This window comes from Rahnella sp. GSA61A, assembly GCF_019969905.1.
Taxonomy (GTDB): Bacteria; Pseudomonadota; Gammaproteobacteria; order Enterobacterales; family Enterobacteriaceae; genus Rahnella; species Rahnella aceris.
Genome location: NZ_JAHXYO010000002.1, coordinates 260,669 through 284,054, shown reverse-complemented (window position 1 = coordinate 284,054; position 23,386 = coordinate 260,669). Strand labels below are relative to the sequence as shown.

General features: G+C 53.4%; 24 protein-coding genes and 2 pseudogenes. 16 read left to right on the top strand and 10 right to left on the bottom strand.

What is annotated here, in order from left to right; all coding sequences use genetic code 11:
* The first annotated feature begins 40 nt into the window (after nucleotides 1–40).
* From LC431_RS03415 to LC431_RS03405, 3 genes are all read left to right on the top strand, one after another.
* Entirely contained in the window at nucleotides 41–736 is a 696-nt protein-coding gene (locus tag LC431_RS03415) for a type 1 glutamine amidotransferase domain-containing protein (RefSeq protein ID WP_223509264.1), read from the top strand.
* A gap of 37 nt (nucleotides 737–773) precedes the next feature.
* The gene (locus LC431_RS03410; RefSeq protein WP_013576395.1) at nucleotides 774–1,256 is read left to right on the top strand and encodes a kinase inhibitor; all 483 of its coding nucleotides are present in this window, start codon (nucleotides 774–776) and stop codon (nucleotides 1,254–1,256) included.
* Between the two features lie 121 nt (nucleotides 1,257–1,377).
* Entirely contained in the window at nucleotides 1,378–2,658 is a 1,281-nt protein-coding gene (locus LC431_RS03405; protein WP_223509262.1) for a putative acyl-CoA thioester hydrolase, read from the top strand.
* A 143-nt stretch (nucleotides 2,659–2,801) separates the two neighbouring features.
* Here the strand turns inward: LC431_RS03405 and LC431_RS26375 are convergent.
* The 3 genes and pseudogenes from LC431_RS26375 to pgl all read right to left on the bottom strand — a co-directional run.
* Nucleotides 2,802–2,852, bottom strand: a pseudogene (locus LC431_RS26375) (hypothetical protein); the annotation flags it as partial.
* A 17-nt stretch (nucleotides 2,853–2,869) separates the two neighbouring features.
* A pseudogene (locus LC431_RS03395) lies at nucleotides 2,870–4,252 on the bottom strand (methyl-accepting chemotaxis protein); the annotation flags it as partial.
* Between the two features lie 254 nt (nucleotides 4,253–4,506).
* Nucleotides 4,507–5,505: a 6-phosphogluconolactonase gene (gene pgl, locus LC431_RS03390; RefSeq protein ID WP_013576398.1), complete on the bottom strand. Its 999-nt coding sequence runs from the start codon at nucleotides 5,503–5,505 to the stop codon at nucleotides 4,507–4,509.
* 170 nt (nucleotides 5,506–5,675) lie between these two features.
* Here pgl and LC431_RS03385 point away from each other — a divergent pair, with 170 nt between their 5' ends.
* Nucleotides 5,676–6,497, top strand: coding sequence for a pyridoxal phosphatase (locus tag LC431_RS03385; protein ID WP_013576399.1), 822 nt, complete (start codon nucleotides 5,676–5,678; stop codon nucleotides 6,495–6,497).
* 54 nt (nucleotides 6,498–6,551) lie between these two features.
* On the opposite strand, the gene LC431_RS03380 is transcribed toward LC431_RS03385, so the two are convergent.
* Nucleotides 6,552–6,821 carry a helix-turn-helix transcriptional regulator gene (locus tag LC431_RS03380; RefSeq protein WP_013576400.1) on the bottom strand — a complete coding sequence of 90 codons (270 nt, stop codon included), beginning with the start codon at nucleotides 6,819–6,821 and terminating at the stop codon, nucleotides 6,552–6,554.
* Nucleotides 6,822–6,965: 144 nt separating this feature from the next.
* Between LC431_RS03380 and LC431_RS03375 the strand changes: the two genes are divergently transcribed.
* A complete protein-coding gene (locus tag LC431_RS03375; protein ID WP_013576401.1) occupies nucleotides 6,966–7,229 on the top strand; it encodes a helix-turn-helix transcriptional regulator in 264 nt (87 codons plus the stop codon).
* Nucleotides 7,230–7,241: 12 nt separating this feature from the next.
* Here the strand turns inward: LC431_RS03375 and modC are convergent, their stop codons facing one another.
* The 4 genes from modC to LC431_RS03355 form a co-directional block, all read right to left on the bottom strand.
* Nucleotides 7,242–8,303, bottom strand: coding sequence for a molybdenum ABC transporter ATP-binding protein ModC (gene modC, locus LC431_RS03370; protein WP_217244053.1), 1,062 nt, complete (start codon nucleotides 8,301–8,303; stop codon nucleotides 7,242–7,244).
* A gap of 1 nt (nucleotide 8,304) precedes the next feature.
* The gene (gene modB, locus LC431_RS03365; RefSeq protein ID WP_013576403.1) at nucleotides 8,305–8,994 is read right to left on the bottom strand and encodes a molybdate ABC transporter permease subunit; all 690 of its coding nucleotides are present in this window, start codon (nucleotides 8,992–8,994) and stop codon (nucleotides 8,305–8,307) included.
* Nucleotides 8,995–9,171: 177 nt separating this feature from the next.
* Nucleotides 9,172–9,945, bottom strand: a complete 774-nt coding sequence (gene modA, locus LC431_RS03360) for a molybdate ABC transporter substrate-binding protein (RefSeq protein ID WP_013576404.1) — start codon at nucleotides 9,943–9,945, stop codon at nucleotides 9,172–9,174.
* Nucleotides 9,946–10,140: 195 nt separating this feature from the next.
* Nucleotides 10,141–10,296 carry an AcrZ family multidrug efflux pump-associated protein gene (locus tag LC431_RS03355; RefSeq protein WP_013576405.1) on the bottom strand — a complete coding sequence of 52 codons (156 nt, stop codon included), beginning with the start codon at nucleotides 10,294–10,296 and terminating at the stop codon, nucleotides 10,141–10,143.
* A gap of 189 nt (nucleotides 10,297–10,485) precedes the next feature.
* Between LC431_RS03355 and modE the strand changes: the two genes are divergently transcribed.
* A complete protein-coding gene (modE, locus tag LC431_RS03350; RefSeq protein ID WP_112151656.1) occupies nucleotides 10,486–11,268 on the top strand; it encodes a molybdenum-dependent transcriptional regulator in 783 nt (260 codons plus the stop codon).
* Nucleotides 11,269–11,389: 121 nt separating this feature from the next.
* Nucleotides 11,390–12,859, top strand: a complete 1,470-nt coding sequence (gene modF / locus LC431_RS03345; protein WP_223509260.1) for a molybdate ABC transporter ATP-binding protein ModF — start codon at nucleotides 11,390–11,392, stop codon at nucleotides 12,857–12,859.
* Here the strand turns inward: modF and LC431_RS03340 are convergent.
* A complete protein-coding gene (locus LC431_RS03340; protein ID WP_223509258.1) occupies nucleotides 12,813–13,643 on the bottom strand; it encodes a hypothetical protein in 831 nt (276 codons plus the stop codon). The two genes, modF and LC431_RS03340, sit on opposite strands and share 47 nt — an antisense overlap.
* A 138-nt stretch (nucleotides 13,644–13,781) precedes the next feature.
* On the opposite strand from LC431_RS03340, the gene LC431_RS03335 reads away from it, so the two are divergent.
* The 8 genes from LC431_RS03335 (at nucleotide 13,782) to LC431_RS03300 (ending at nucleotide 22,159) form a co-directional block, all read left to right on the top strand.
* A complete protein-coding gene (locus LC431_RS03335; RefSeq protein ID WP_223509256.1) occupies nucleotides 13,782–14,729 on the top strand; it encodes a LysR substrate-binding domain-containing protein in 948 nt (315 codons plus the stop codon).
* Between the two features lie 200 nt (nucleotides 14,730–14,929).
* Nucleotides 14,930–15,946, top strand: a complete 1,017-nt coding sequence (gene galE, locus LC431_RS03330) for a UDP-glucose 4-epimerase GalE (RefSeq protein ID WP_112198509.1) — start codon at nucleotides 14,930–14,932, stop codon at nucleotides 15,944–15,946.
* 19 nt (nucleotides 15,947–15,965) lie between these two features.
* The gene (gene galT, locus LC431_RS03325) at nucleotides 15,966–17,015 is read left to right on the top strand and encodes a galactose-1-phosphate uridylyltransferase (protein WP_013576411.1); all 1,050 of its coding nucleotides are present in this window, start codon (nucleotides 15,966–15,968) and stop codon (nucleotides 17,013–17,015) included.
* Entirely contained in the window at nucleotides 17,015–18,163 is a 1,149-nt protein-coding gene (galK, locus tag LC431_RS03320; protein WP_013576412.1) for a galactokinase, read from the top strand. The genes galT and galK overlap by 1 nt, the downstream gene beginning before the upstream one ends.
* Entirely contained in the window at nucleotides 18,157–19,203 is a 1,047-nt protein-coding gene (gene galM / locus LC431_RS03315; protein ID WP_223509254.1) for a galactose-1-epimerase, read from the top strand. The genes galK and galM overlap by 7 nt, the downstream gene beginning before the upstream one ends.
* Nucleotides 19,204–19,354: 151 nt before the next feature.
* Nucleotides 19,355–19,687, top strand: a complete 333-nt coding sequence (locus tag LC431_RS03310) for a PsiF family protein (RefSeq protein ID WP_037037122.1) — start codon at nucleotides 19,355–19,357, stop codon at nucleotides 19,685–19,687.
* A gap of 207 nt (nucleotides 19,688–19,894) precedes the next feature.
* The gene (gpmA, locus tag LC431_RS03305) at nucleotides 19,895–20,647 is read left to right on the top strand and encodes a 2,3-diphosphoglycerate-dependent phosphoglycerate mutase (protein ID WP_013576415.1); all 753 of its coding nucleotides are present in this window, start codon (nucleotides 19,895–19,897) and stop codon (nucleotides 20,645–20,647) included.
* A gap of 246 nt (nucleotides 20,648–20,893) precedes the next feature.
* Nucleotides 20,894–22,159 carry a DUF1479 domain-containing protein gene (locus LC431_RS03300; protein WP_126125054.1) on the top strand — a complete coding sequence of 422 codons (1,266 nt, stop codon included), beginning with the start codon at nucleotides 20,894–20,896 and terminating at the stop codon, nucleotides 22,157–22,159.
* A 264-nt stretch (nucleotides 22,160–22,423) separates the two neighbouring features.
* Here LC431_RS03300 and LC431_RS03295 read toward each other — a convergent pair whose 3' ends face one another.
* Nucleotides 22,424–22,747 carry a hypothetical protein gene (locus tag LC431_RS03295; protein WP_013576418.1) on the bottom strand — a complete coding sequence of 108 codons (324 nt, stop codon included), beginning with the start codon at nucleotides 22,745–22,747 and terminating at the stop codon, nucleotides 22,424–22,426.
* A gap of 137 nt (nucleotides 22,748–22,884) precedes the next feature.
* On the opposite strand from LC431_RS03295, the gene LC431_RS03290 reads away from it, so the two are divergent.
* The gene (locus LC431_RS03290) at nucleotides 22,885–23,358 is read left to right on the top strand and encodes a GNAT family N-acetyltransferase (protein WP_015690248.1); all 474 of its coding nucleotides are present in this window, start codon (nucleotides 22,885–22,887) and stop codon (nucleotides 23,356–23,358) included.
* Nucleotides 23,359–23,386: the final 28 nt, after the last annotated feature.

The window sequence follows — 23,386 nt, the reverse complement described above, 5'->3', positions numbered from 1 at the left end:
TACTCCTTAACTAAAGCTGACGGCGTCCACAGGAGGTAACATGAAATTACTGATTGTATTGACATCACACGATAAGCTCGGCGAAACCGGTAAGAAAACCGGTTTCTGGCTGGAAGAATTTACCGCGCCTTATTACGAGTTTCTGGATGCAGGCGCCGGGCTGACGCTGGCCTCGCCGAAAGGCGGACAGCCACCACTCGATCCGAAAAGTGATGAGCCGGATGCGCAGACCGAAACAACCGAACGCTTCCGCAGTGATAAAGATGCGCAGAAGGTGCTGGCGAACACGCACAAACTTGCTGATGTTAACGCTGATGACTTCGATGCCATTTTCTATCCGGGTGGTCACGGACCGTTGTGGGATCTGTCTGAAGACCAGCATTCCATCGCGCTGATCCAGGCTTTCTGGGCAGCGGGCAAACCGGTTTCTGCGGTCTGCCACGCGCCGGGGGTGTTGCGCAATGTGCTGGTGGAAGATGGCACGCCGCTGGTGAAAGACAAGCGCGTAACCGGCTTTAGTAACAGCGAAGAAGACGCGGTTGGCCTGACCGACATCGTGCCTTTTTTGGTTGAAGACGAGCTGAAGAAAAATGGCGGCGATTACAGTAAGGCAGCGGACTGGCGGCCTTATGCCGTCACCGATGGCAAACTGATCACCGGTCAGAATCCGGCCTCTTCCAGAGCAGTCGCGCAGGCATTACTGAAAATGCTGGGCGGCGGCGAGGTCGGCAAGTAATCTGCCCGTGACTATTTCATCATCTGAAGAGGGTTCTATGGCATTTACACTCACCAGTAATGATTTGCGCGATGGCGACAAAATGCCGGAAACGCAGGTTTTTAACGGCATGGGCTACAACGGCGACAACCTTTCGCCGCATCTGGCCTGGTCCGGTGCCCCCGAGGGCACCAAAAGTTTTGTGATAACCGTTTATGACCCGGATGCCCCGACCGGCTCCGGCTGGTGGCACTGGGGCGTCGCGAATATTCCGGCAGACGTCACCGAATTGCCGCAAGGCGCGGGCTCCGGCAAAGGCGGTTTACCTGCCGGTGCCGTGCAGACCCGCACCGATTTTGGCAAAGCCGGTTATGGCGGCGCAGCCCCTCCGCAGGGCGAACACCATCACTATCATTTCACCGTATACGCCATCGATACAGAAACGCTGGAAGTCGATGAGAATGCCAGCGGCGCGTATCTTGGCTTCAATGTGCATTTCCATACTCTCGGCAAAGCATCACTGACAGTGATATACAGCTGATTCCTGTGGTATAAAAGACGCAGAAAAGGTGGTCAGTTTTACTGGCCACCGTTTTTTTATTGCGGCGATGACCGCAACATTGAAAAAAAGAACAATCTTCTTCATCAAGGAGTCAGTCACAGTGAAAATTTCCACCCTGTCGCGCGCGTGCGCTATGTTGTCTGCCAGCCTGATCCTGGCGGCATGCAGCAGCAGCCATCAAGGCTTATCCAGCCAGGTTGCTCCGGGCACCGCGTCACTGCCCGTGTTATCAGCGGACGAAGCGGCCAATTTTACAACGAAAAATTATCTGGCCTTTGGCGGCCCTTCTTTGCAGGTTCAGCAACAGGGCTGGTTCCCTAAACTGGCCAGCACTGACGGTGTGAACACCCATTTCGTGGTCGGCCCGCAGTTAGGCACCGACGGCGCAGAATACTCTAACGTTCAGATGGCGGTAAACGCGGCACTGGCTGTGCGTAACCACGGTGAACGTATCTTCATTAAAATCCTGCCAGGCACTTACAACGGTGCCGTGTACATCCCGGCGGGTTCACCACCGGTCACCTTATTCGGTGCGGGCAACAGCTCTGCTGATGTGACCCTCGCACAAGGTCTGGAAGCCGCAGCGGCACCCGCCACTTACCGTTCAACAGTCAGTCCTAACGGCCAGTTCCTGCCGGGCGATCGCGCGTTCTATATGTTCCAGAACTGCGCCACCCTGACCACTGAAACCATCGGCACCGGCTGTACCGCGACCGTGTGGTCACAAAGCAACGGTGTGCAGATTCAGAACCTGACCATCGGCAATTCCCTGCTCGATACTGTTGACGGGGGCGATCATTCCGCCGTTGCGCTGCGTACCGACGGTGACAATGTGATTCTGGATAACGTGCGCCTGATTGGCCGCCAGAATACCTTTATGGTGAACACCGCCAACATCCACAACCAGACTGACAACAGCCGTTACAGCCGTGCATACGTGCATAACAGCCTGATCGTGGGTGATGTGGATTACGTATTTGGCCGGGCGAATGCCGTCTTTGACCACGTTGAATTCCACACCGTCAGCAGCCGTGGCGTGAAACAGGCGTCTGTCTTTGCGCCAAACACGCCAGCAGCTGCACCGTATGGCCTCCTGGTGATCGACAGCAACCTGACCGGCGACCGTGGCTTCGAGCAGGCTGCGAAAGCGAAAATGGGGCGTGCGTGGGATGCTGATGGCGCAAGCAGCCAGCTGGTAATCCGCGACAGCAGCTTCGACAACAGCTATGACCAGATGAATCCGTGGGGCGCTTCTGTCTTCTCCGGCCAGCCATTTGCCGGCAACGTGCCAAAAGATGAGAAACAACAGCGCAATCTGAATGACACTAACTTCAACCGCCTGTGGCAGTACAACAACGTGCTGACACAGCCTGCGAAGTAATTCAGTCTGATGCCATGAAAAAACCGCCGGGGTTGCCTCCGGCGGTTTTTTTTCGTTCTGCGGACTTCGTTCTGCGAAAATGTTACAACGCTTCGTTGCCCAGACGGAATACCGACACCGTGCGTTCCAGATTCACCGCCTGCTCATCGAGCGAAGCCGCCGCACTGGCAGACTGCTGAACCAGCGCCGAGTTTTGCTGGGTGACGGTATCCATCTCTGCCACCGCCTGCGCAATCTGACTGATGCCGCGACTTTGCTCGTCAGACGCCGATGCGATCTCATGAATGATTTGCGTGACATGACGGACAGAGCCGACGATTTCTTCCATGGTGTCACCCGCTTTGCCAACCAGCACAGAGCCGTTATTGACGTTAATCACCGATTTACCAATCAGCCCTTCAATCTCTTTCGCCGCCTGCCCGCTGCGCTGCGCAAGGCTGCGGACTTCGCTGGCGACCACGGCAAAACCGCGGCCCTGCTCCCCTGCCCGCGCCGCTTCAACCGCAGCATTCAGCGCCAGAATATTGGTCTGGAAAGCGATGCTGTTGATGACCGTGGTAATTTCGGAAATCTGCTTCGAACTGACAGTAATCTCTTTCATCACGCCCACGACATCGGCCACCAGTTTACCCCCCCGTGCCGCCGTATTGGCCGCATCGGAGGCCAGCTGACTGGCCTGCGCGGCATTGTCGGCGTTCTGTTTCACCGTTGAGGTCAGTTGTTCCATGCTGGCCGCTGTTTGCCCCAGCGCTGCCGCCTGCTCTTCGGTACGGGCTGACAGATCGATATTACCTGCGGCTATTTCGCCCGAAGCGCGGGTCACCTGCGTTACGCCTTCGCGGATATCACCGATGATGCCGTGCAGGTTCTGGTTCATGGTTTCAATGGCGCGGCTCAGTTGCCCCACTTCGTCAAAACTGTGGCTGGTGGCATGAGTAGAAAGATCACCGGCAGCGATACGTTCTGCGGTTTGCAGCGTGCGGCGCAGAGGAAGTGTCAGCTGACGGGTCATGCGCCACGAAATCAACACACCGGCAACCACAGTCGCCACAATGATCACCAGCATTTCAGAAATGGTGCGCGTCACTTCGTTATGCAGATTGTTCATCTCATGATCGAGCAACGTGTTAGACGCAGAGGTCAGGGCCAGCCCGGCTTCGGCCAACTGCGCGGTGATTTTTTCCGCATCGCTGCCTGCCGGAGGATTCAGCGTGTGCTGCCAGCTTTCACGATAACGGCGGATATTTTCCGGCATGGTTTCCACCAGACGCTGGTCTTGCGGATCCCAGGAGTACGCCTCAACATCAGCCTGACGGGCTTCCAGTTTATCCAGCGCCTGGCGGTTTTCTTCAACAAATTTGGGGTCTTTGCTGGCCATATATGAAAGCCGGGTAAATTTGGCATCGCTCAGCAGATCGTTAACGGTCTTGAGCAAGGACGCTTTTTCAGCGCGTTGATTGATGCTGGTCAGATGGTAGACACCGGACACAGCGATAAAGGATCCCAGAAGCAACACCAGCGCAAATCCTGCACCGAGCTTGCTGGCAATTGAGGCATGGCGAACCCGGCCAGCGATCCCTGAAAGTACATTCATTTTCTTCTCCCTGATAACCAAAAGGACTGACTCTGAAGTGGCAACGCCACCGAAGAATCAGTGAATAACGGGAGAGTTATCGACCAGCAATGTTCAACATTTATAGAAACATTAAAATATTTCTTATATATAGCACGTATAGCACAGGCAATAAAAAAGCCCCTTATTACAGGGGCTTGATCATTATTTCAGAGCGGTATTATTGATCAGTTAAAAATAAATCATTAGATAAACTAACCAGTAAACAGCCGTGATTAATTAATTTCCAGAATGCTTACCCACATCGGGCCTTTGCCCACCGCGTAGGTTTTCAACGTCGTCAGCTGACCGTTTTGCGGATCAATTTTAGCGACTTCAATCGCATCCGATTTCTGTCCTGCGGTGATCACATACTGGCCGGAGTGATCAATATTGAAACCACGCGGCTGTGTCTGGGTGGCGTGATGCCCGGCCAGTTCAAGCACGCTGCCATCTTCTGAGACGGTCAGCACAGAAATCAGGCTGGCAGTACGGTCTGAGGCATACAGGAATTTGCCGTCCGGCGTGATGTGCAAATCGGCCGCCCAGCAGGTGCCGGTGAAATCAGCGGGCATAATCCCCAGTGTCTGCACCTGACGGTATTCGCCGCTGGTGACGTCTTTCTGGTACACATCCACGCTGCTGTTCAGCTCATTTACACAGTAGGCAAAATGATGATTCGGGTGGAATGCCATATGACGCGGGCCCGCACCCGCTGCGGTTTTCAGCTCCGGCGCGTTATGCGGCGTCGCTTCGCCGTTCACACTGAAGTCAAACTGGCGGATACGGTCTTCTTTCAGCGCCGGGATCATCAGCACCTGATTGGTCGGGTCAATATTGGCTGAGTGCGGAGCCTGGATGTTTTCCAGCACCTGCACCGGGGCCAGTGCGAGGCCTTTTTCATCCAGCGGATGAATGCTGACATTGTTAAAGCTGTAGGACGCGGAGAACACAAAACGCCCCTGAAGGTCTATACCCAGATGCGTCGGACTGCCCGGCAGAGGTGCCATCGCGGCTTCTTCCAGTTTACCTTCATGGTCGATGCGGTAGGTCAGCACGCCGAACTCAGGACGTACGCCGACGTAAAGACGATGACCATCGGGATGAATCACCATCGGCTGAACCTGTCCCGGAACGTCCACCGTTTGCAGCAGGCTCAGTTCACCATTGTCTGCCAGACGAAAAGCGTGGATTTGCTGGCTCTCAGGGCTGGCAATGTAGACAACTTGCTTCATCACATCTCCTTATTAAGACTGAATGAGTCGTTATGTTTTTTACAGCGTAGCTCAGGTTAGCACGATACGACGGCACCTTTAGTGCCGGATACCCGGTTTAATTAGCAGGCTAAAAAAGGTAATATGGCGATAATTTCCCCTTATTCCCCCTCACTTACGATGGACTGCTCATGACTTATCGCATTATTGCGCTCGATCTCGACGGGACGCTGCTGGACCGCCAAAAACGTATCCTTCCAGAATCCCTTGCCGCACTGGCCGATGCCCGTGCACAGGGAATCAAAGTGGTCGTCGTGACCGGACGCCATCATGTCGCTATCCATCCGTTTTATCAGGCATTGCAGCTCGATACACCTGCTATCTGCTGTAACGGCACCTATTTGTATGATTATCAGGCACGTAAGGTCTTAACTTCTGATCCGCTGGATCCGGTCAAAGCAAAAAAAGTGGTCGACTTGCTGGAATATCACGGCATCCACGGTCTGTTGTATGTCGATGACGCCATGCTGTATCAGCAACCGAGCGGCCACGTCAGCCGGTCCATTGCCTGGGGGCAAACCCTGCCGGAACATCAGCGCCCAAACATTATTCAGGTGAACAGTCTTCGCGAAGCCGCTGATGATGCGCAGTCGATCTGGAAATTCGCCACCTCACATCAGGATCTCGATGCCCTGCATACGTTTGCCTCACAGGTTGAAAACGAGCTGGGTCTGGCCTGCGAATGGTCATGGCATGATCAGGTAGATGTGGCGAAAGGAGGCAACAGCAAAGGTCGCCGTTTGCAGGAATGGGTCGAATCGCAGGGTATGAGCATGCAGGATGTGGTGGCGTTCGGTGATAACTACAACGACCTGAGCATGCTGGAAAATGTCGGTCTGGGCGTGGCGATGGGCAATGCAGCAGATGCTATCAAAGAACGTGCCGCGCTGGTGATTGGCGATCACGAAACACCCGGCATCGCTGAAGTTATCCGTAATAAAGTGTTGAACTAATTTTACCAATGCACCTTCCTCTGCCACAGAGGAAGGTGTTTTTTTGCAGGATAATCAGTCGCTTTTCAGCGTCTTATTCCTGACCGGCCGGACGGCGCGGGTAATTAATTGCTTATTCTCGTCGAAGTACCGGCTGGGCCAGATCACCGACGGATGGATATCCAGAGCCTGAGCAATGATCAGTTCCCCTTTCGGCCACGGACGCGCCAGCGCATTGGCCAGTGTGGATGAGCCTAAACCGGCTTGACGCGAGACCGCCGCCAGTGAGGATTTTTTCTTACGTAATGCAGCAATGATATCTGCCGGATGCCAGTCATTTTCCATTTTTATCCCTCTTCCTTATGTTGTTTGTTCAACTATCTGAATTGTGAATTACACTGACATATAACGATGTCCAGTAACTCTAAACAACAATAATGTTAAGTGATGCTAAACATAACGTCAATACAGTTTCTATGGTTATTGATAATGATCCCACATCGACTGAAATCCGCACGGACAAAAGCCAGACTTACGCAGGAAAAATTGGGTGTTTTAGCCGGAATAGATGAGAGCACTGCGCGTTCGCGGGTGTCGCAATATGAAAACGGCACGTACAGCCCGAACTTCGACACCATGTGTCATTTCGCCCGGGTGCTTAACGTGCCGGAATGCTATTTCTATATTATTGATGATGCGTTTGCCGAAGAGGTTCTGGTGCTTTACGCCGCCTTTAACCCGTCAGAAAAGTAAGGTGCAATACGATTAACGACTGACCGACACACTTTTGATCTGCGCATACAACCACTGGCCTGCGCGGATCATCAGTTCGTCCCGCGCCCACGGCGAGATCCGCGCCCAGATGATGTGATCGGCCATCGCCAGTTTGACCTCCACCTGATTCCCCAGATCCAGACATTCGAGCACTTTCGCTGGCAGAATATTGCGGATACTGCTGTTGTTAGCCGTCGGTTGCAGCACCAGCGAAACGTCCGTGGAATTCACGCGAATGCGCAACGCCGTGCCGGGCACCTCTTCGACTTTACTGATCCATAAACGCTGATCGCCAATGGCCAGTGCGGTCATTTCATAGCGCGGATGATGTTCCAGTACGCTGACATTCAGCACGCTGCTTTGCTCTTCTTTCGGCAGCCACGGCCGCATCACATTGCTCGCCCACACGTCTTCCAAAGTGCCCATGGCCAGCACTTTACCGCCGTCGAGCACCAGCACTTTTTCCGCCAGACGTAAAATCTCATCGAGGCTGTGCGTCACATACAAAATCGGAATGCTGACTTCCTGCGCCAGACGCTCCAGGTAAGGCATCAGTTCGCGTTTACGCGGGATATCGAGCGCGGCCAGCGGCTCATCCATCAGTAAAATTTCCGGTGCTGTCAGCAGCGCACGACCAATTGCCACGCGCTGTTTCTCGCCACCTGAAAGCGTGAGCGGGAAGCGGTCCAGCAAGGGGGTGATACCGAGCAACCGCACGATGTTATCGAACTGTCCGCGCATCGACGGCGCCATGCCGTATTGCAGATTGCCTTTCACACGGTAATGCGGGAACAGTCGCGCATCCTGAAAAACATAACCGACGCGGCGTTTTTCTGGCGGCAGGAAAATGTTGTTTTGCTTATCCGATAAGATGCGGCCGTTCAAGGTAATGCGGCCACTATCAGGTTGGGTCAGGCCGCCGATCGCATTAATCAGCGAGGTTTTTCCTGCGCCTGACAAACCAAAAATGGCCGTTATCCCCTGCGCCGGTAAGGTCTGCGACACCTGTAATTCCAGGCTGCCCAGCGTCTGGCTGAAATCGAGTTCAAGCATGTCAGCCTCCCAGCCGGATACGGCTGCGTTTTGCCAGCCAGTCAGAAATCAGCAATGCCGCCAGAGACAGCAGGATTGCCAGCACGCAGAGCCGTGCGGCAGCGCCTTCCGCGCCCGGCGTTTCAATCAGGGTATACATCGCCAGCGGAATGGTGCGGGTCTCACCCGGAATATTCGAGACGAAGGTGATCGTTGCACCAAACTCGCCCAGCGAACGGGCAAATGCCAGCACCACGCCGGCAATGACGCCCGGCACGGAAAGCGGCAGTGTGATGGTGAAAAAGACCCGCCACGGCGAAGCACCGAGCGTGCGGGCGGCGAGTTCAAGTTTGGGGTCAACCGCCTCCAGCGACTGGCGTATCGCCCGCACCATCAGCGGAAATGCCACCACCGCCGAGGCCAGCACTGCACCATGCCAGCTAAAACTGAAGCTGAAACCAAACCATTCGTACAGACGCTGGCCGATAAAGCCGCGCCGCCCCATCACCACCAGCAGCAAATAGCCAATCACCACCGGCGGTAATACCAGCGGCAAATGAATAATACTGTCGAGCAGGGACTTGCCGGGAAAGCGGCCGCGGGCGAGGACCCACGCCATCAGAATACCAAGCGGCAGACTGCAAACAACGGCCAGGCTCGATACTTTCAGACTAAGAAGTACCGCCTGCCACTCATATTCACTCAACATCATGTCGGTTTCTTAATCCTGAATTTATGTGTCGCAGAGATAAAATATCGGCAAAAATTTCGCAGGCTTTAATTTACGTCAAAGTATAGAGAATCACACACGGGGAAAGAAACCGGGATGGACAGATAAAGCCTCCTGGCGCAGCGCAGGCTTTATCTGTTTTCAGCAACAGCGATGAACTTAGCCGCGAGGCGTGAAACCGTATTTTTTGAAGATTGCAGCCGCTGCCGGGGTTTTCAGATAATCATAAAAACCGCTGACGGTGGCATTTTCGTGCCCTTTCACCATCGCCATCGGATACTCAACCGGCTTATGGCTGGAGGCAGGGAAAATCCCGATCACTTTCACTTTTTTACTGGCGACGGCGTCAGAACCATAAACTATGCCCACTGGCGCTTCTTCGCGTTCAACCAGCGCCATGGCCGCACGGACGTCGCTGGCGCGCGCCAGTTTAGGTTCCAGCGTGGTCCAGGCACCCAGTTTTTGCAGCGCTTCTTTGGCATAAATCCCGGCCGGGACATGATCAGGGTCACCCACCGCCAGGCGGCTGTCGCCCGTCAGTTTGGTCCATTCGGTTTTCTCAGAGATGTCGACTTTGTTGATTTTGCTGTTAGCCGCAGAAATCAGCACCAGTTCGTTGCCCAGCAACGTGTAACGGGTGTTATCGACCATCTGCTGCTTGCTGATGGCATAATCCATCCATTGCTGATCGGCAGAAATAAACAAATCTGCCGGCGCGCCCTGTTCAATCTGGCGGGCCAGTGTCGAAGATGAGGCGAAGGATGAGACCACCTGCACGCCTTTTTCTTTCTGGTATTGGGTGGCGATATCCTGCAAAGCATTGGTGAGTGATGCAGCGGCAAACACCGTGATTTTCTCTGCTGCCTGCGCCTGAACGCCAAGCCCTGCGACCAGAATGGTTGCGGTGAATACTTTACCCCATTGATATGTCATCGTTTTCCTTCGCCTTTATGAAGAGATATTTCGCTATGTAATCTTTAATATAGCGCGACGAAAAACGATGTCATTCATTTTTATGAATCAGGGGGAGATAACCTATGTTTTTTTGATCTGAACTATAAAAAGAAAACCTGGAAAAAAGAAAACCCGGCGCAAGGGCCGGGTTCCGGAAACAAACAGTCTCATTAATCAGTAATGAGGTTTCTCACGGGATTCTTTAGAGTGGCCCACGTGAGAGATGATGTTGAATACTTCGCCCAGCCCCCAGATCAAGCCCAGGATCACAGCGATGAAGACCGGCACCATGATGGCAGCGAAAATCAAACTTTCTAATAGTTCTAACATGATAGCCTCACTTAACTGGCTGAATCGCCCTGAGGCGATGTTGGACTTCGTACATGAAGTCAAAAACGAAAAATCAAACTGTTGCGGATAATAACAGCACGGGACGGTAATTACTTTAGCATTTAGCCAACTTGCCTGCCTGCAGGTTTAGCGGCGACAATAAGCCATGATTCTAACAAGGAAGCTGCGATGCAAGCCGAAATTCTCTTAACCCTTAAACTTCAGCAACGTTTGTTTGCCGATCCGCGCCGTATTGAATTACTGCGGCAGGTGCGCCACACCGGTTCAATCAGTCAGGGGGCTAAGCTCGCGAACATCAGTTACAAAAGCGCCTGGGATGCCATCAATGAAATGAATCAGCTTGCCGATCAGACGCTGGTCGATCGCAGCACCGGCGGGAAAGGCGGTGGCGGCGCAGTGCTGACACCTTACGGCGAGCGCCTGATCCAGCTTTATGAATTACTGGCGCAAATCCAGCAAAAAGCCTTCGACGTGCTAAAAGAAGATTCGCTCCCTCTCGACAGTTTGCTGGCGGCCATTTCACGCTTCTCCCTGCAAACCAGCGCGCGCAACCAGTTCTTCGGCAACGTGATTGAACGCGATAACAGCACCGTTCAGCAGCATATTGATGTCCTGCTGGCTGACGGCAAAACAAAAATCCGCGCCGCGATCACTGAACAAAGCGCAGACCGTCTGGCGTTAACGCCCGGCAAGGAAGTGCTGGTGCTGATCAAAGCGCCCTGGATCACCCTTGGCTTCACCGCAGAAAATCCGCATAACGCCTTGCAGGGCAGTGTCACCCACATCCAGCGCGGTGAAAACAGCAGCGAAGTGCTGATGAAACTGCAAAGCAGTGAAATTCTGTGTGCGACGGTACCGAATGCCGAAGCCGATAAACTGGCTCTGAAAAACGGTCAGAGCGTTTACGCGCAGTTTGATGACGACAAAGTGATCCTGGCCACCCTGTGCTAAAAGCAGAATTTAATCAGTATCTTGCAAAATCAGCGTTTTCATTTTGCAGATTTGTCAATTGACTTGCGAAGGTGCAGCGCTTATCCCTTGTTTTATAATCATTTGAAAATGAGAGATTAAGATGTCGTCGTTACATATCTCGCAAGGCGTTTTCCGTCTCAGTGATACCCGGACCCTCACACTTTCTGATCTGAATATCCAGCAGGCCGACAGCTGGGCATTTGTCGGCTCAAATGGCAGTGGAAAATCCGCACTGGCACGAGCGCTGGCAGGCGATTTAACCCTGCTGAAAGGTACCCGGGAAAACAATTTTCCGCATATTGTGCGTCTCTCATTCGAACAGTTGCAGAAGCTGGTGGCCGATGAATGGCAGCGTAACAACACCGACTTACTGAGCGAAGGTGAAGACGATACCGGCCGCACCACCGCTGAAATTATTCAGGATGAAGTGCGCGACCCCGCCCGCTGTGCTGCCCTTGCCGCACAGTTTGGTATTGAGAAATTGCTCGACCGCCGTTTCAAATATTTATCGACCGGCGAAACGCGCAAGACTCTGCTGTGCCAGGTGCTGATGCAAAAACCCGATTTGCTGGTGCTTGATGAGCCGTTCGATGGCCTCGACGTCAACGCCCGGGCGCAACTGGCACAGTTGCTGGAAACCTTGTCCGGCGAAGGTCAGACGATGGTGCTGGTGCTTAACCGCTTTGACGACATTCCTGCATTTGTGAAAAATGTCGGCGTTCTGGCTGACTGCACGCTGGCCTCGGTGGGTGCGCGCGAACAGGTGATGGCTGATGCGCTGGTCGCGCAACTGGCACACAGCGAAAGCCTGAACGGCATGGCTGTGCCGGAAGCAGAAGATCCGACAGCCCGCGTCAGTCCGCCTGCCGACAGCCCTTTGATCGTACTGCGTGACGGCGTGGTGCAGGACAACGACAAGCCGATCCTGCACAATCTGAGCTGGCAGGTCGATCACGGTCAGCACTGGCAGATCACCGGCCAGAACGGTGCCGGGAAATCCACCTTACTGAGCCTTATCACTGGCGATCACGCACAGGGCTACAGCAATGATCTGACGCTGTTCGGTCGCCGGCGTGGCAGCGGTGAAACCATCTGGGACATCAAACGCCATATCGGCTACGTCAGCAGCAGTCTGCATCTGGATTATCGCGTCAGCACCAGCGTGCGCAATGTCATTACTTCCGGCTTCTTCGATTCGATCGGCATTTATCAGGCGGTATCTGACCGGCAGAGATTGCTCACCTCGCAATGGCTGACACTGCTCGGACTGGACGGCGATGCCAGTGATAGCCCGTTCCACAGTTTATCCTGGGGACAACAGCGGCTGGCGCTCATCGCCCGCGCGCTGGTCAAGCATCCGGCGCTGTTAATTCTGGATGAACCTTTGCAGGGTCTGGATCCGATCAACCGCCAGCTGGTGCGCCGTTTTGTCGATATTCTGATCGGCGAAGGCGAAACCCAGTTGCTGTTTGTTTCGCATCATGCGGAAGATGCGCCGGAATGTATTACTCACCGGCTGAGCTTTATTCCTGATGGCGAAATCTACCGTTATCAGATTGACGCGCTGTAACGTTATTTTGCTTCGCCTTTGCGGGAACCATCAGCGCGGTCACGACACCAGCCAGCGCCAGTGCCGCCAGCAATGCAAATCCGTTTTCAATCCCCTGCTGGCCGGGGTTATTTCTCAGTAGCAGAATGAGCAGTGCCAGTATCACTATGGTACTGCTCACCCGAACCCAACCTCCCAGCAGGATTGCATAATGGTATTCGGCCCCGGTGAGCAGATCCCTTTCTGCCGCGGCGGCCTGGCGAACCATACCCGCCCCGAATCCGGTCAGTAACAATCCCGGCAGCAGCACCGGCCAGAACGAGGGTGTCATCGCCATCCCCTCCAGTCCGCCCGCCGCAATCATAAACCCCCACAGCAAGATGCGGGCAGATGTCATTCCCCGCCCGAGCTTTTCGCTGAGCGCTTTGCCCGGCAGCATCATCAGCAATAAGGGAACGAAGCTGAGAATAATGCCCGGTACACCCAATCCGTAAAGCTGATACATCGCCACCGCCAGCATGAACCACGTGGCATAAGTGACCGCCGTGACGAAAATACGCGTCCAGAGGCTTATCTGTAACAGCAACGACGACCGCAGATGGCGTGGCATTAGCGGTTCGGGGTGATAACGTTCGCTGATGATAAACAGTACAAAAAAGAGTGCGGCAGCCCCCGCCAGCGAGTGGGACAGCGGTGTGTCCAGACCGTAAAAGGCGACGCTCAGCAGTGTCAGCGCCAGGTTCAGCACAAACAGCGTGCCCAGCGCAGAAGCCAGCAACGGCATGGGTAATTTTTTGGCGTTCATAGCAAGTTCCTTTATCAACATTCATCGGCTCAGCAGATGAATATGCTTCATCTTCATCGTGTTGATAAAAGAGCTTACACCGCCTATTTTAGCTAACTCAAAGTCATAGATTTCAGCAATGGATGAAAATAACTCATCATGAAGAAGATCCGTTTACCGCCGCTGGGTTCGCTCAAAGCGTTTGATGTCGTGGCGCAGCAAAGGAGTTTCAAACGCGCGGCAGAAGATATCGGCGTGACGGCCACCGCCATCAGCCATCAGATCCGTGTGCTTGAAGAAGCACTGGGCACGGCGGTGTTTGAGCGCAGCGCCCGTGAGGTCAGGCTAACCGCTGCGGGGAAAATTCTGCGCCAGGCCACCCGGCAGGCATTTGCCGGATTACAGGCAGCCGTCGAAGAAATCCATCACGCCGGGTTGCCTGCGGCACTGACACTGACCACCACGTCCAATTTCCTGACGCACTGGCTGGTGCCGCGGCTGGCGGACTTAAAAGCCGCAGCGCCCGAAATGGATTTACGCCTGCACACCGGCATCGAACTGGTGGATTTAACCCGTAATACCGTGGATGTGGCGATCCGTTACAGTGAATCCGCCAATGAAAGCCTCGATTCAACGTTGCTTTATCACGACACTTTTGTGCTGGTTGCCAGTCCTGCACTGGCGCTGAAAACGATGGAAGATCTGAAAGAGGTGACGTTGTTTCATGTGGAAAACCGTCATATTCCCCATCCTTCTCCCGACTGGGAAAACTGGAAAAAACACGTCGGTCCCGCGCAATTAAATACCGACAGCGGCCTGCGCTTTACAGATGAAACCCATGCCATTCAGGCGGCAATTGCCGGCCAGGGCGTGGCGATTGTCAGCAGTTTACTGGCCCATGACTTCATTGAAAAAGGCATTCTGACCACGCCATTCCCTCAATATCTTCCCGGCGCAAACTATTATCTGGTGACCGCAAAAGAGAAAGCACTGCGCGATGACATCGTGACGCTCCGCCGCTGGTTACTGGACAAAATGTCGGCATTTCCCCGGCTGGAGTCTGAAAATGAGCACGGAAAACTGATTCAGACAAAGCATAAATGTTAGTGTAAGCGATTACACAACCCATCCTTTCTGGATTGCTGCCGGCTGCAGAAGGCTTTCTGCATGGCACGCAGCACCTGTTGAGTCATGTTGAAAGGTGGTAAACTGTTTGTGTAAGCGATTCCATTTTATTGGGGATGGATCACCTTTTTCAGCCTTGCAGCGTGATATCGTTGCATCAAGATAATCATCGGGGAGCTCTTATGTACGTCTTAGTCACAGGTGGTAGCGGTTACATCGGTAGTCATACTTGCGTGCAACTGATTGATGCAGGCTTTACGCCAATCATTCTTGATAACCTTCATAACAGCAAAGTCAGCGTACTGGAACGCATCCACAGCCTGACCGGCAAAACGCCGCTGTTCTACGAAGGTGATATTCGCGACCGCACGCTTCTCGATAAAATTTTCAGTGAGCACCCTGTTCATTCCGTCATTCATTTCGCTGGCTGGAAAGCCGTGGGTGAATCGGTGGCAAAACCGCTGGCTTATTATGACAACAACGTCACCGGCACGCTGGTGCTGGTTGAAGCCATGCGTGAAGCTGGCGTTAAAAACCTGATTTTCAGCTCTTCGGCGACCGTGTATGGCGATCAGCCAAAAACGCCTTACGTTGAAGATTTCCCGACCGGCAATCCGTCCAGCCCGTACGGCCGCAGCAAACTGATGGTCGAGCAAATTCTGCAGGATGTGCAGCGTGCAGAACCTGAATGGAGCATTACGCTGCTGCGTTACTTCAACCCGGTCGGCGCGCATCCGTCTGGCCTGATGGGTGAAGATCCCCAGGGCGTGCCAAATAACCTGATGCCATTTATCGCGCAGGTAGCGGTAGGCCGTCGTGAGTCCGTGGCGATTTTCGGCAACGATTATCCGACACCGGACGGCACCGGCGTGCGTGATTATATCCATGTGGTGGATCTTGCCGACGGCCATCTGGCGGCAATGAAAACCCTGCACAACAAAGCGGGCGTACATATTTATAACCTGGGCGCGGGCTTCGGCCACAGCGTGCTGGATGTGGTAAATGCCTTCAGCAAAGCCTGCGGCAAGCCCGTGAATTACAAGTTTGCACCGCGCCGTGAGGGCGACTTACCGGCTTACTGGGCGGATCCGACCAAAGCGGCGAAAGAGCTGAACTGGAAAGTCACCCGAACGCTTGAAGACATGGCCAACGATACCTGGCTATGGCAGTCGAAAAACCCGCAAGGCTACCCGGACTAAGGTGCACTAAGGAAAGTTTATGACCACGTTTAACCCGATTGATCACCCGCATCGTCGCTACAACCCGCTGACCGATCAGTGGGTGTTAGTCAGCCCGCACCGCGCAAAACGTCCGTGGCAAGGCCAGCAGGAAGCCGTTTCGCAGGAAACGCTGCCTGCGCATGACCCGGACTGTTTCCTGTGTCCGGGCAACACCCGTGTGACTGGCGATGTGAATCCGAAATACACCGGCACGTTTGTGTTTACCAATGATTATGCCGCGCTGATGCCGGATACCCCTTTTGCGCCGGAAAGCGACGATCCGCTGATGCGCGTTCAGAGCGCACGCGGCACCAGCCGGGTGATCTGTTTCTCGCCGGATCACAGCAAAACGCTGCCACAACTGTCGGTTGAAGCCCTGACGGAGATCGTCAGAACCTGGCAGGAGCAAAGCGCGGATCTGGCAAAAACCTATCCATGGGTGCAGGTTTTTGAGAACAAAGGCGCGGCGATGGGATGCTCCAACCCGCATCCGCATGGTCAGATCTGGGCCAACAGCTTCCTGCCTAACGAAGCCGAACGCGAAGATCGCCTGCAACGCACCTATCTTGAACAGCAAGGTTCGCCGATGCTGCTGGATTACGTGCAGCGCGAACTGGCCGATGGCAGCCGTACGGTGGTCGAAACCGAACACTGGCTGGCGGTGGTGCCTTACTGGGCAGCGTGGCCGTTCGAAACCTTGCTGTTGCCGAAAGTTCACGTCAAACGCATTACCGAACTGAGCGATGCACAACGCGGTGATCTGGCGCTGGCGCTGAAAAAGCTGACCAGCCGTTATGACAACCTGTTCCAGTGCTCTTTCCCGTATTCGATGGGCTGGCATGGCGCGCCATTTACCGAAGACGACAACGAACACTGGCAGTTGCACGCACATTTCTATCCGCCGTTGCTACGTTCAGCCACGGTGCGCAAATTTATGGTCGGCTACGAAATGCTGGCTGAGACCCAACGCGACCTGACAGCGGAACAAGCCGCCGAGCGTCTGCGGGCGGTGAGTGATGTCCATTATCGTGAGGCCGGAGAAAAATAATGAAACTGAAGACCAAAACCCTGGAAATCTTTGCCGATAAATTCGGCTACCCTGCCACCATTACCATCAAAGCACCGGGCCGCGTAAATCTGATCGGCGAACATACCGATTACAACGACGGTTTCGTGCTGCCATGCGCCATCGATTATGAAACAGTGATTGCCTGTGCACAGCGTAATGACCGCACCATCCGCGTGATCGCCGCCGATTTCGATAACGACGAAGACAGCTTCTCGCTCGACGAGCCTATTTTGCACAGCGATGCGCACCCGTGGGCCAACTACGTGCGTGGCGTGGTGAAGCATCTGATGCTGCGTAACAAAGATTTCTCCGGCGCGGACATGGTGATCAGCGGCAATGTGCCACAGGGTGCAGGCCTGAGTTCATCCGCATCGCTGGAAGTGGCGGTCGGTCAGGCGCTGAAATCATTGTACGATCTGCCGCTGGACGGCGTTGCGCTGGCACTGAACGGTCAGGAAGCGGAGAACCAGTTTGTCGGCTGTAACTGCGGCATTATGGATCAGCTTATTTCTGCGCTGGGCAAAGAAAATCATTCACTGCTGATCGACTGTCGCTCGCTGGAAACCCGTGCAGTGTCCATGCCGAAAAACGCCGCGGTGGTCATTATCAACTCCAACGTGAAACGCGGTCTGGTGGACAGCGAATACAATGCCCGTCGCGAACAGTGCGAAGTGGCGGCACGCTTCTTTGGCGTAAAAGCGCTGCGTGACGTTGACCCTGCCCTGTTCTTCTCCATTCAGGATGAGCTGGATCCGGTCGTTGCCCGCCGTGCACGTCACGTCATCACAGAAAATGACCGTACGCTGGCAGCAGCTGATGCGCTGGCCAGTGGCGACCTGAAACGTATGGGCGAGCTGATGGCAGAATCTCACGCCTCAATGCGTGATGATTTTGAAATCACCGTGCCGCAAATCGATAAGCTGGTGGAAATCGTTAAAGAAGTGATTGGCGATAAAGGCGGCGTGCGCATGACCGGCGGCGGCTTTGGCGGTTGCATCGTGGCGCTGGTGCCGGAAGACATGGTGGAGAAAGTCCGTCATGCCGTTGAACAGCAATATCACGCGCACAGCGGTCTGAAAGAAACCTTCTACGTTTGCACAGCTTCCCAAGGAGCAGGCATATGTTAAAACCTGAAAACACGCAACTGGCGCCCGATGGCCAGCCGTTTGAACAGGTTACGCTACAGAATGCGGCAGGTGCCACCGCCACATTCATGGACTGGGGCGCGACCTGGTTATCCTTTACCCTGCCGCTGACGGATGGCTCCACGCGTGAACTGCTGCTGGGCTGCCAGTCGCCGCAGGAATACATGAACCAGAGCGCGTATCTGGGCGCGACCGTCGGACGTTACGCCAACCGTATCGCCCGCTCGCAGTTTGATATCGACGGCAAACCGCATCTGGTGGTCGCCAATCAGGGCGTGCATCAGCTTCACGGCGGGCCGGAAGGTTTCCATGCGCGTCGCTGGACTATTCTCGAACAGACCGCGCAGAAGCTGACGTTCCAGCTATTTTCGGCCGACGGCGATCAGGGTTATCCGGGCAACATGACGGCGAAAGTGCATTACCAGCTGACTGACGATAACCGTCTGGAAATCCGTTACGAAGCGACGGTTGATAAGCTATGCCCGGTCAATCTGACCAATCATGCCTATTTCAATCTCGACGGCGAAGGCACCGATGCGCGCCAGCACAAGCTGCAACTGTTTGCGGACCGTTTCCTGCCGGTCGACAGCGATGGCATTCCCTGTGCGGATCCGACCCCGGTTGAAAACACCGGCATGAATTTCAACGCAGCCAAAACGCTGGCGAAAGATTTCCTCACCGACCGCGACCAGCAACGCGTGAAAGGCTATGACCACGCCTATCTGCTCAACCGCACCTGCAACAGCGGCAGCAATCCGGCAGCGCATTTGTGGTCTGCCGACGGCAAAGTCAAAATGACAATGTTTACGTCTGCGCCCGCCGTGCAACTCTACAGCGGTAATTTCCTGGGCGGAACACCGAACCGCAGCGGCGGTGAATACGCCAGTTACAGCGGTGTCGCGCTGGAAAGCGAATTTCTGCCGGACAGCCCGAATCACGCCACCTGGCCGCAACCGGGCTGCTGGGTCAAACCGGGTCAGACTTATAAGTCCTCGACGACGTATCAGTTCTTCGCGTTGTAATTCGTTCAGGACAGGGCTTCCAGGCTCTGTCCTTTTCCCAAACTTCTTCGAATTTGTGACTGACTGCGCATCTGCTTCCGCACTTTCTCAGCTAAACATCTAAACTCAGAGGGTGTCCTGCATAAAAGGACGTTTATTAAGGAGTTTTGATATGCGTTTACCTGTTGTGCTATCCCTGCTGGCAACGCTGTGCGCGGCGGGTTCCGCTCTGGCGGCGGACCCGGTGAAAGTCCCTTCTCCTGCTCAGACTGAGCAACGCCAAAAAATGACCGATTGTAATCAGCAGGCCACTACGCAGTCCCTGAAAGGGGATGAACGTAAAAAATTCATGAGCAATTGTCTGAAAGCAGAGGCTAAAACTGACGATAAAATGAATCCTCAGCAGATGAAAATGAAAACCTGTAATGCCGATGCCGCGAAGCAAAATCTGAAAGGCGATGCGCGTAAATCCTTCATGAGTACCTGCCTGAAAAAAGCCAGCTGATCACGCTGACCTGCTTGTACAAAACGCGCTGTCAGGGTGACCTTCTGCGCGTTTTGTTTTACATCGTCGCAGCAAATTCGTTATGTTTAATACAAACAGCGTCCCGCAAAGATTTCCTGAGGAAGTTTCAGATTGCTGAGTGGGATGCCCAGACCCTATAATGATAACTGTTATCATTGAAAATTGAGTTAACTGAGGAGTTTAGCTATGGCTGTAACCAAGCTGGTGCTGGTAAGACACGGTGAGAGTGAGTGGAATAAAGAAAACCGCTTTACCGGTTGGCATGATGTTGAACTGTCCGATAAGGGCCGCACCGAAGCAAAAGCTGCTGGTCAGCTGCTGAAAGACGAAGGCTTCCAATTCGATTTTGCATACACCTCTGTGCTGAAACGTGCCATCCACACACTGTGGAGCGTTTTGGACGAACTGAACCAGCCATGGCTGCCAGTTGAGAAATCCTGGAAACTGAACGAACGTCATTACGGTGCGTTGCAGGGTCTGGATAAAGCAGAAACTGCACAGAAATACGGTGACGAGCAAGTTAAACAATGGCGTCGTGGTTTTGCTGTGACGCCACCAGAACTGGATCGCGCTGACGAACGTTTCCCTGGCCACGACCCACGTTACGCTAAACTGACTGCGGCAGAACTGCCAACGACAGAAAGCCTGGCGCTGACCATCGAACGCGTCATCCCTTACTGGACTGAAGTGATCAAACCACGCATCGCCAGCGGCGAGCGCGTCATCATCGCGGCACACGGTAATTCCCTGCGCGCACTGGTTAAATATCTCGACGACCTGAGCGAAGAAGAAATTCTGGAACTGAACATCCCTACCGGTGTTCCACTGGTTTACGAGTTTGACGAAAACTACAAACCAATCAAACGTTACTATCTGGGTAATGCCGACGAAATCGCAGCGAAAGCAGCGGCCGTGGCAAACCAGGGTAAAGCGAAGTAATTTCACGTTTTCTTCTGCGTTAAGCAGGAAGATTGGCAAGGCACGCACACGCGTGCCTTTTTTGTTTTCTGAATCCGACACTCCCCCGCCCTTATCCGGATTTCCGGTAAATCCTCCCTGTTGTGAAAATCGTGATCCAACGCCGGCTTTTCAGATAACAGTTTTGCTACATTCATTTAAACTTTCGAATGAAAGTAATTTAATATTCGTACGAAATAATCATTTCAGCAACCTGCCGGAGGTTTTATGGATAAAAGATTTACGTCAACGACATTACCTGTTGATTATAAAAAGAATATTATCGAGATGAAAAAACAACTCCGCGCACAGATTGGCGATGTTGAAGGACTCTTCCGTCAGGTATGCGAAAAAATTGAAACGGAGATCGCCGCAGCACGGGCGGAGGAGGCAGCGAACGGGACTGCATGGCCACAAATCAGCTGGGCAGCGCTGGCGGAAGGCCGGGTTTCTGATGCGCAAATTGCTCAGGTGAAACGCCGCGGCTGTCTGGTGGTCCGTCAGACATTTGACCGCGATGACGCGCTGGCGATGGATAAATCCATGCTGCATTACCTCGATGCCAACCATTTCGATGAGGTCTACCGCGGGCCGGGTGATAACTTCTTCGGATCGCTGGAAGCTTCCCGGCCTGAAATTTATCCGATCTACTGGTCTCACGCGCAAATGGAAGCCAGACAGAGCCAGGAAATCGGCACGGTTCAGTCATTTTTAAACCGTCTCTGGAAGTTCGGGGACCATCAGGGCGCATGGTTTAATCCTGACGTAAATATTATCTATCCGGACAGGATCCGCAGGCGTCTTCCGGGCACCACTTCTAAGGGGCTGGGCGCGCATACCGATTCCGGCGCGTTAGAACGCTGGCTGTTACCGGCGTATCAGAAAGTCTTCCGCAAGATTTTCACCAACCGTTTTGAGGAATACGATCCATGGGATGCGGCTTTCAGACCCGACGTCAATGAATACGATGTGGAAAACACGACGAAATGCTCAGCGTTCCGGACATTCCAGGGCTGGACTGCGCTATCTGATATGCAAACCGGACAGGGCTTGCTGCACGTCGTTCCGGTGCCTGAGGCGATGGCGTATGTGCTGCTGCGTCCGCTGCTTGATGATGTGCCGGAAGATGAACTCTGTGGCGTTGCGCCTGGCCGCGTTTTACCTGTTTCAGAAAAATGGCATCCGCATCTGATTAAAGGCCTGTGCAGTATTCCGGAACTTCAGGCGGGCGACTCGGTATGGTGGCATTGTGACGTCATTCATTCCGTCGCGCCGGTTGAAGATCAGCAAGGATGGGGAAATGTGATGTACATTCCAGCCGCGCCGCTGTGCGAAAAGAATGTCGCTTATGCCCGTAAGGTACACGAAGCGCTGAAGACAGGCGCTTCACCAGCGGATTTCCCCCGCGAAAACTATGAAGCAAACTGGACAGGCCGATTCCTTGAACGAGATCTCAACGCTAACGGACGGCTGGGCGTAGGGCTGAAGAAGTAACTCCGCGGCTACGTTTTCAGTAATGCATAAAACAATAAGCCCCGATAATTAACCGGGGCTTTGACTTTCTCATCAGGCAAAATCAGAAACACGTTAGCACTGAAAATAACGTTGTATTAATTGCGCAAGGAAAGCCATAAACAAGCCAAACCACAAGATTTTGATAAACCAGCGAGCGTACCGCCAGAGATAACGTTCCCTTTCATTAGCTTTGTGAATGGCTTTATCCAGTTCGTTTTCTGTCATCATCCTGCTCTTGCTTTATCAGGTATTTGAATCTTCTACTATCCTGATATTCATCCGTTTAATACGTGAGTAAATCCACAATCCCAGGCAAATAAATGTTCCAAAGAATAGCGTGAACACTTGTGACATTAAGCAGGCAAGGACCGGCGCGGTGATAAACGCTGTAATGCCATAGACGTATTCGCCATTAAGTAAAATCACGTCATACCCAAAAGCCCCCATAACTCCCATCAGCAAACCCACAGGTAAGGCTGCAAACAGCATGCCGACAGACACCAATTTATAGACAGTCCCGGCGGTGATTTTTCGGATTTCTATTGTTCTTATCTGTACTGCGTTCATCTCTCATCCCTGTCAGTTTTTATTGTTAGCAAAAGATAATGTTACACCTCGTGGTGAAAAAATAAACTTCATATTCAACACATTGAGCGATGAATTCATGTAAGTTATTTCTGAACGCCATCAAAAAGGAGATAACAATGCCCGTCAGACTCGCCTGCCCCGATGAAGCGGAAATACTCTGGGAAATCAGAAATCAGGCTATCCGCCACGGATGTAAAAATACCTATGGCGCAGACATTGTGATGGCGTGGACGCCCGAACAGATGCCTGCCGGATATCGCAAAGCTATTGCGGAGAATCCTTTTTTTGTCGCACAGGTGCACGGGCTGGAGACACCGGCGGCAACAGGTTTTCTCGATCTGAAAAATGGCAGTGTTGAAGCGATTTTTACGTTGCCGGAATTCGAAGGCAAAGGTCTCGCCACGCAAATTCTTGCTGCCATAAAAGCGGAAGCCAAATCGCGGGGATTCACAGCACTTACGCTGGCTTCCACACCGAATGCTTTTGAATTTTATAAGAGGAACGGTTTCAGTCTGGTAAAAGAGAGTCTTTACCGCTCTGAGATGGCGAATGCTGATTTGCGTTGTATGGATATGAAATGCACGCTCTGAACATATTCAGGTAATAAAAAGCCCCGCA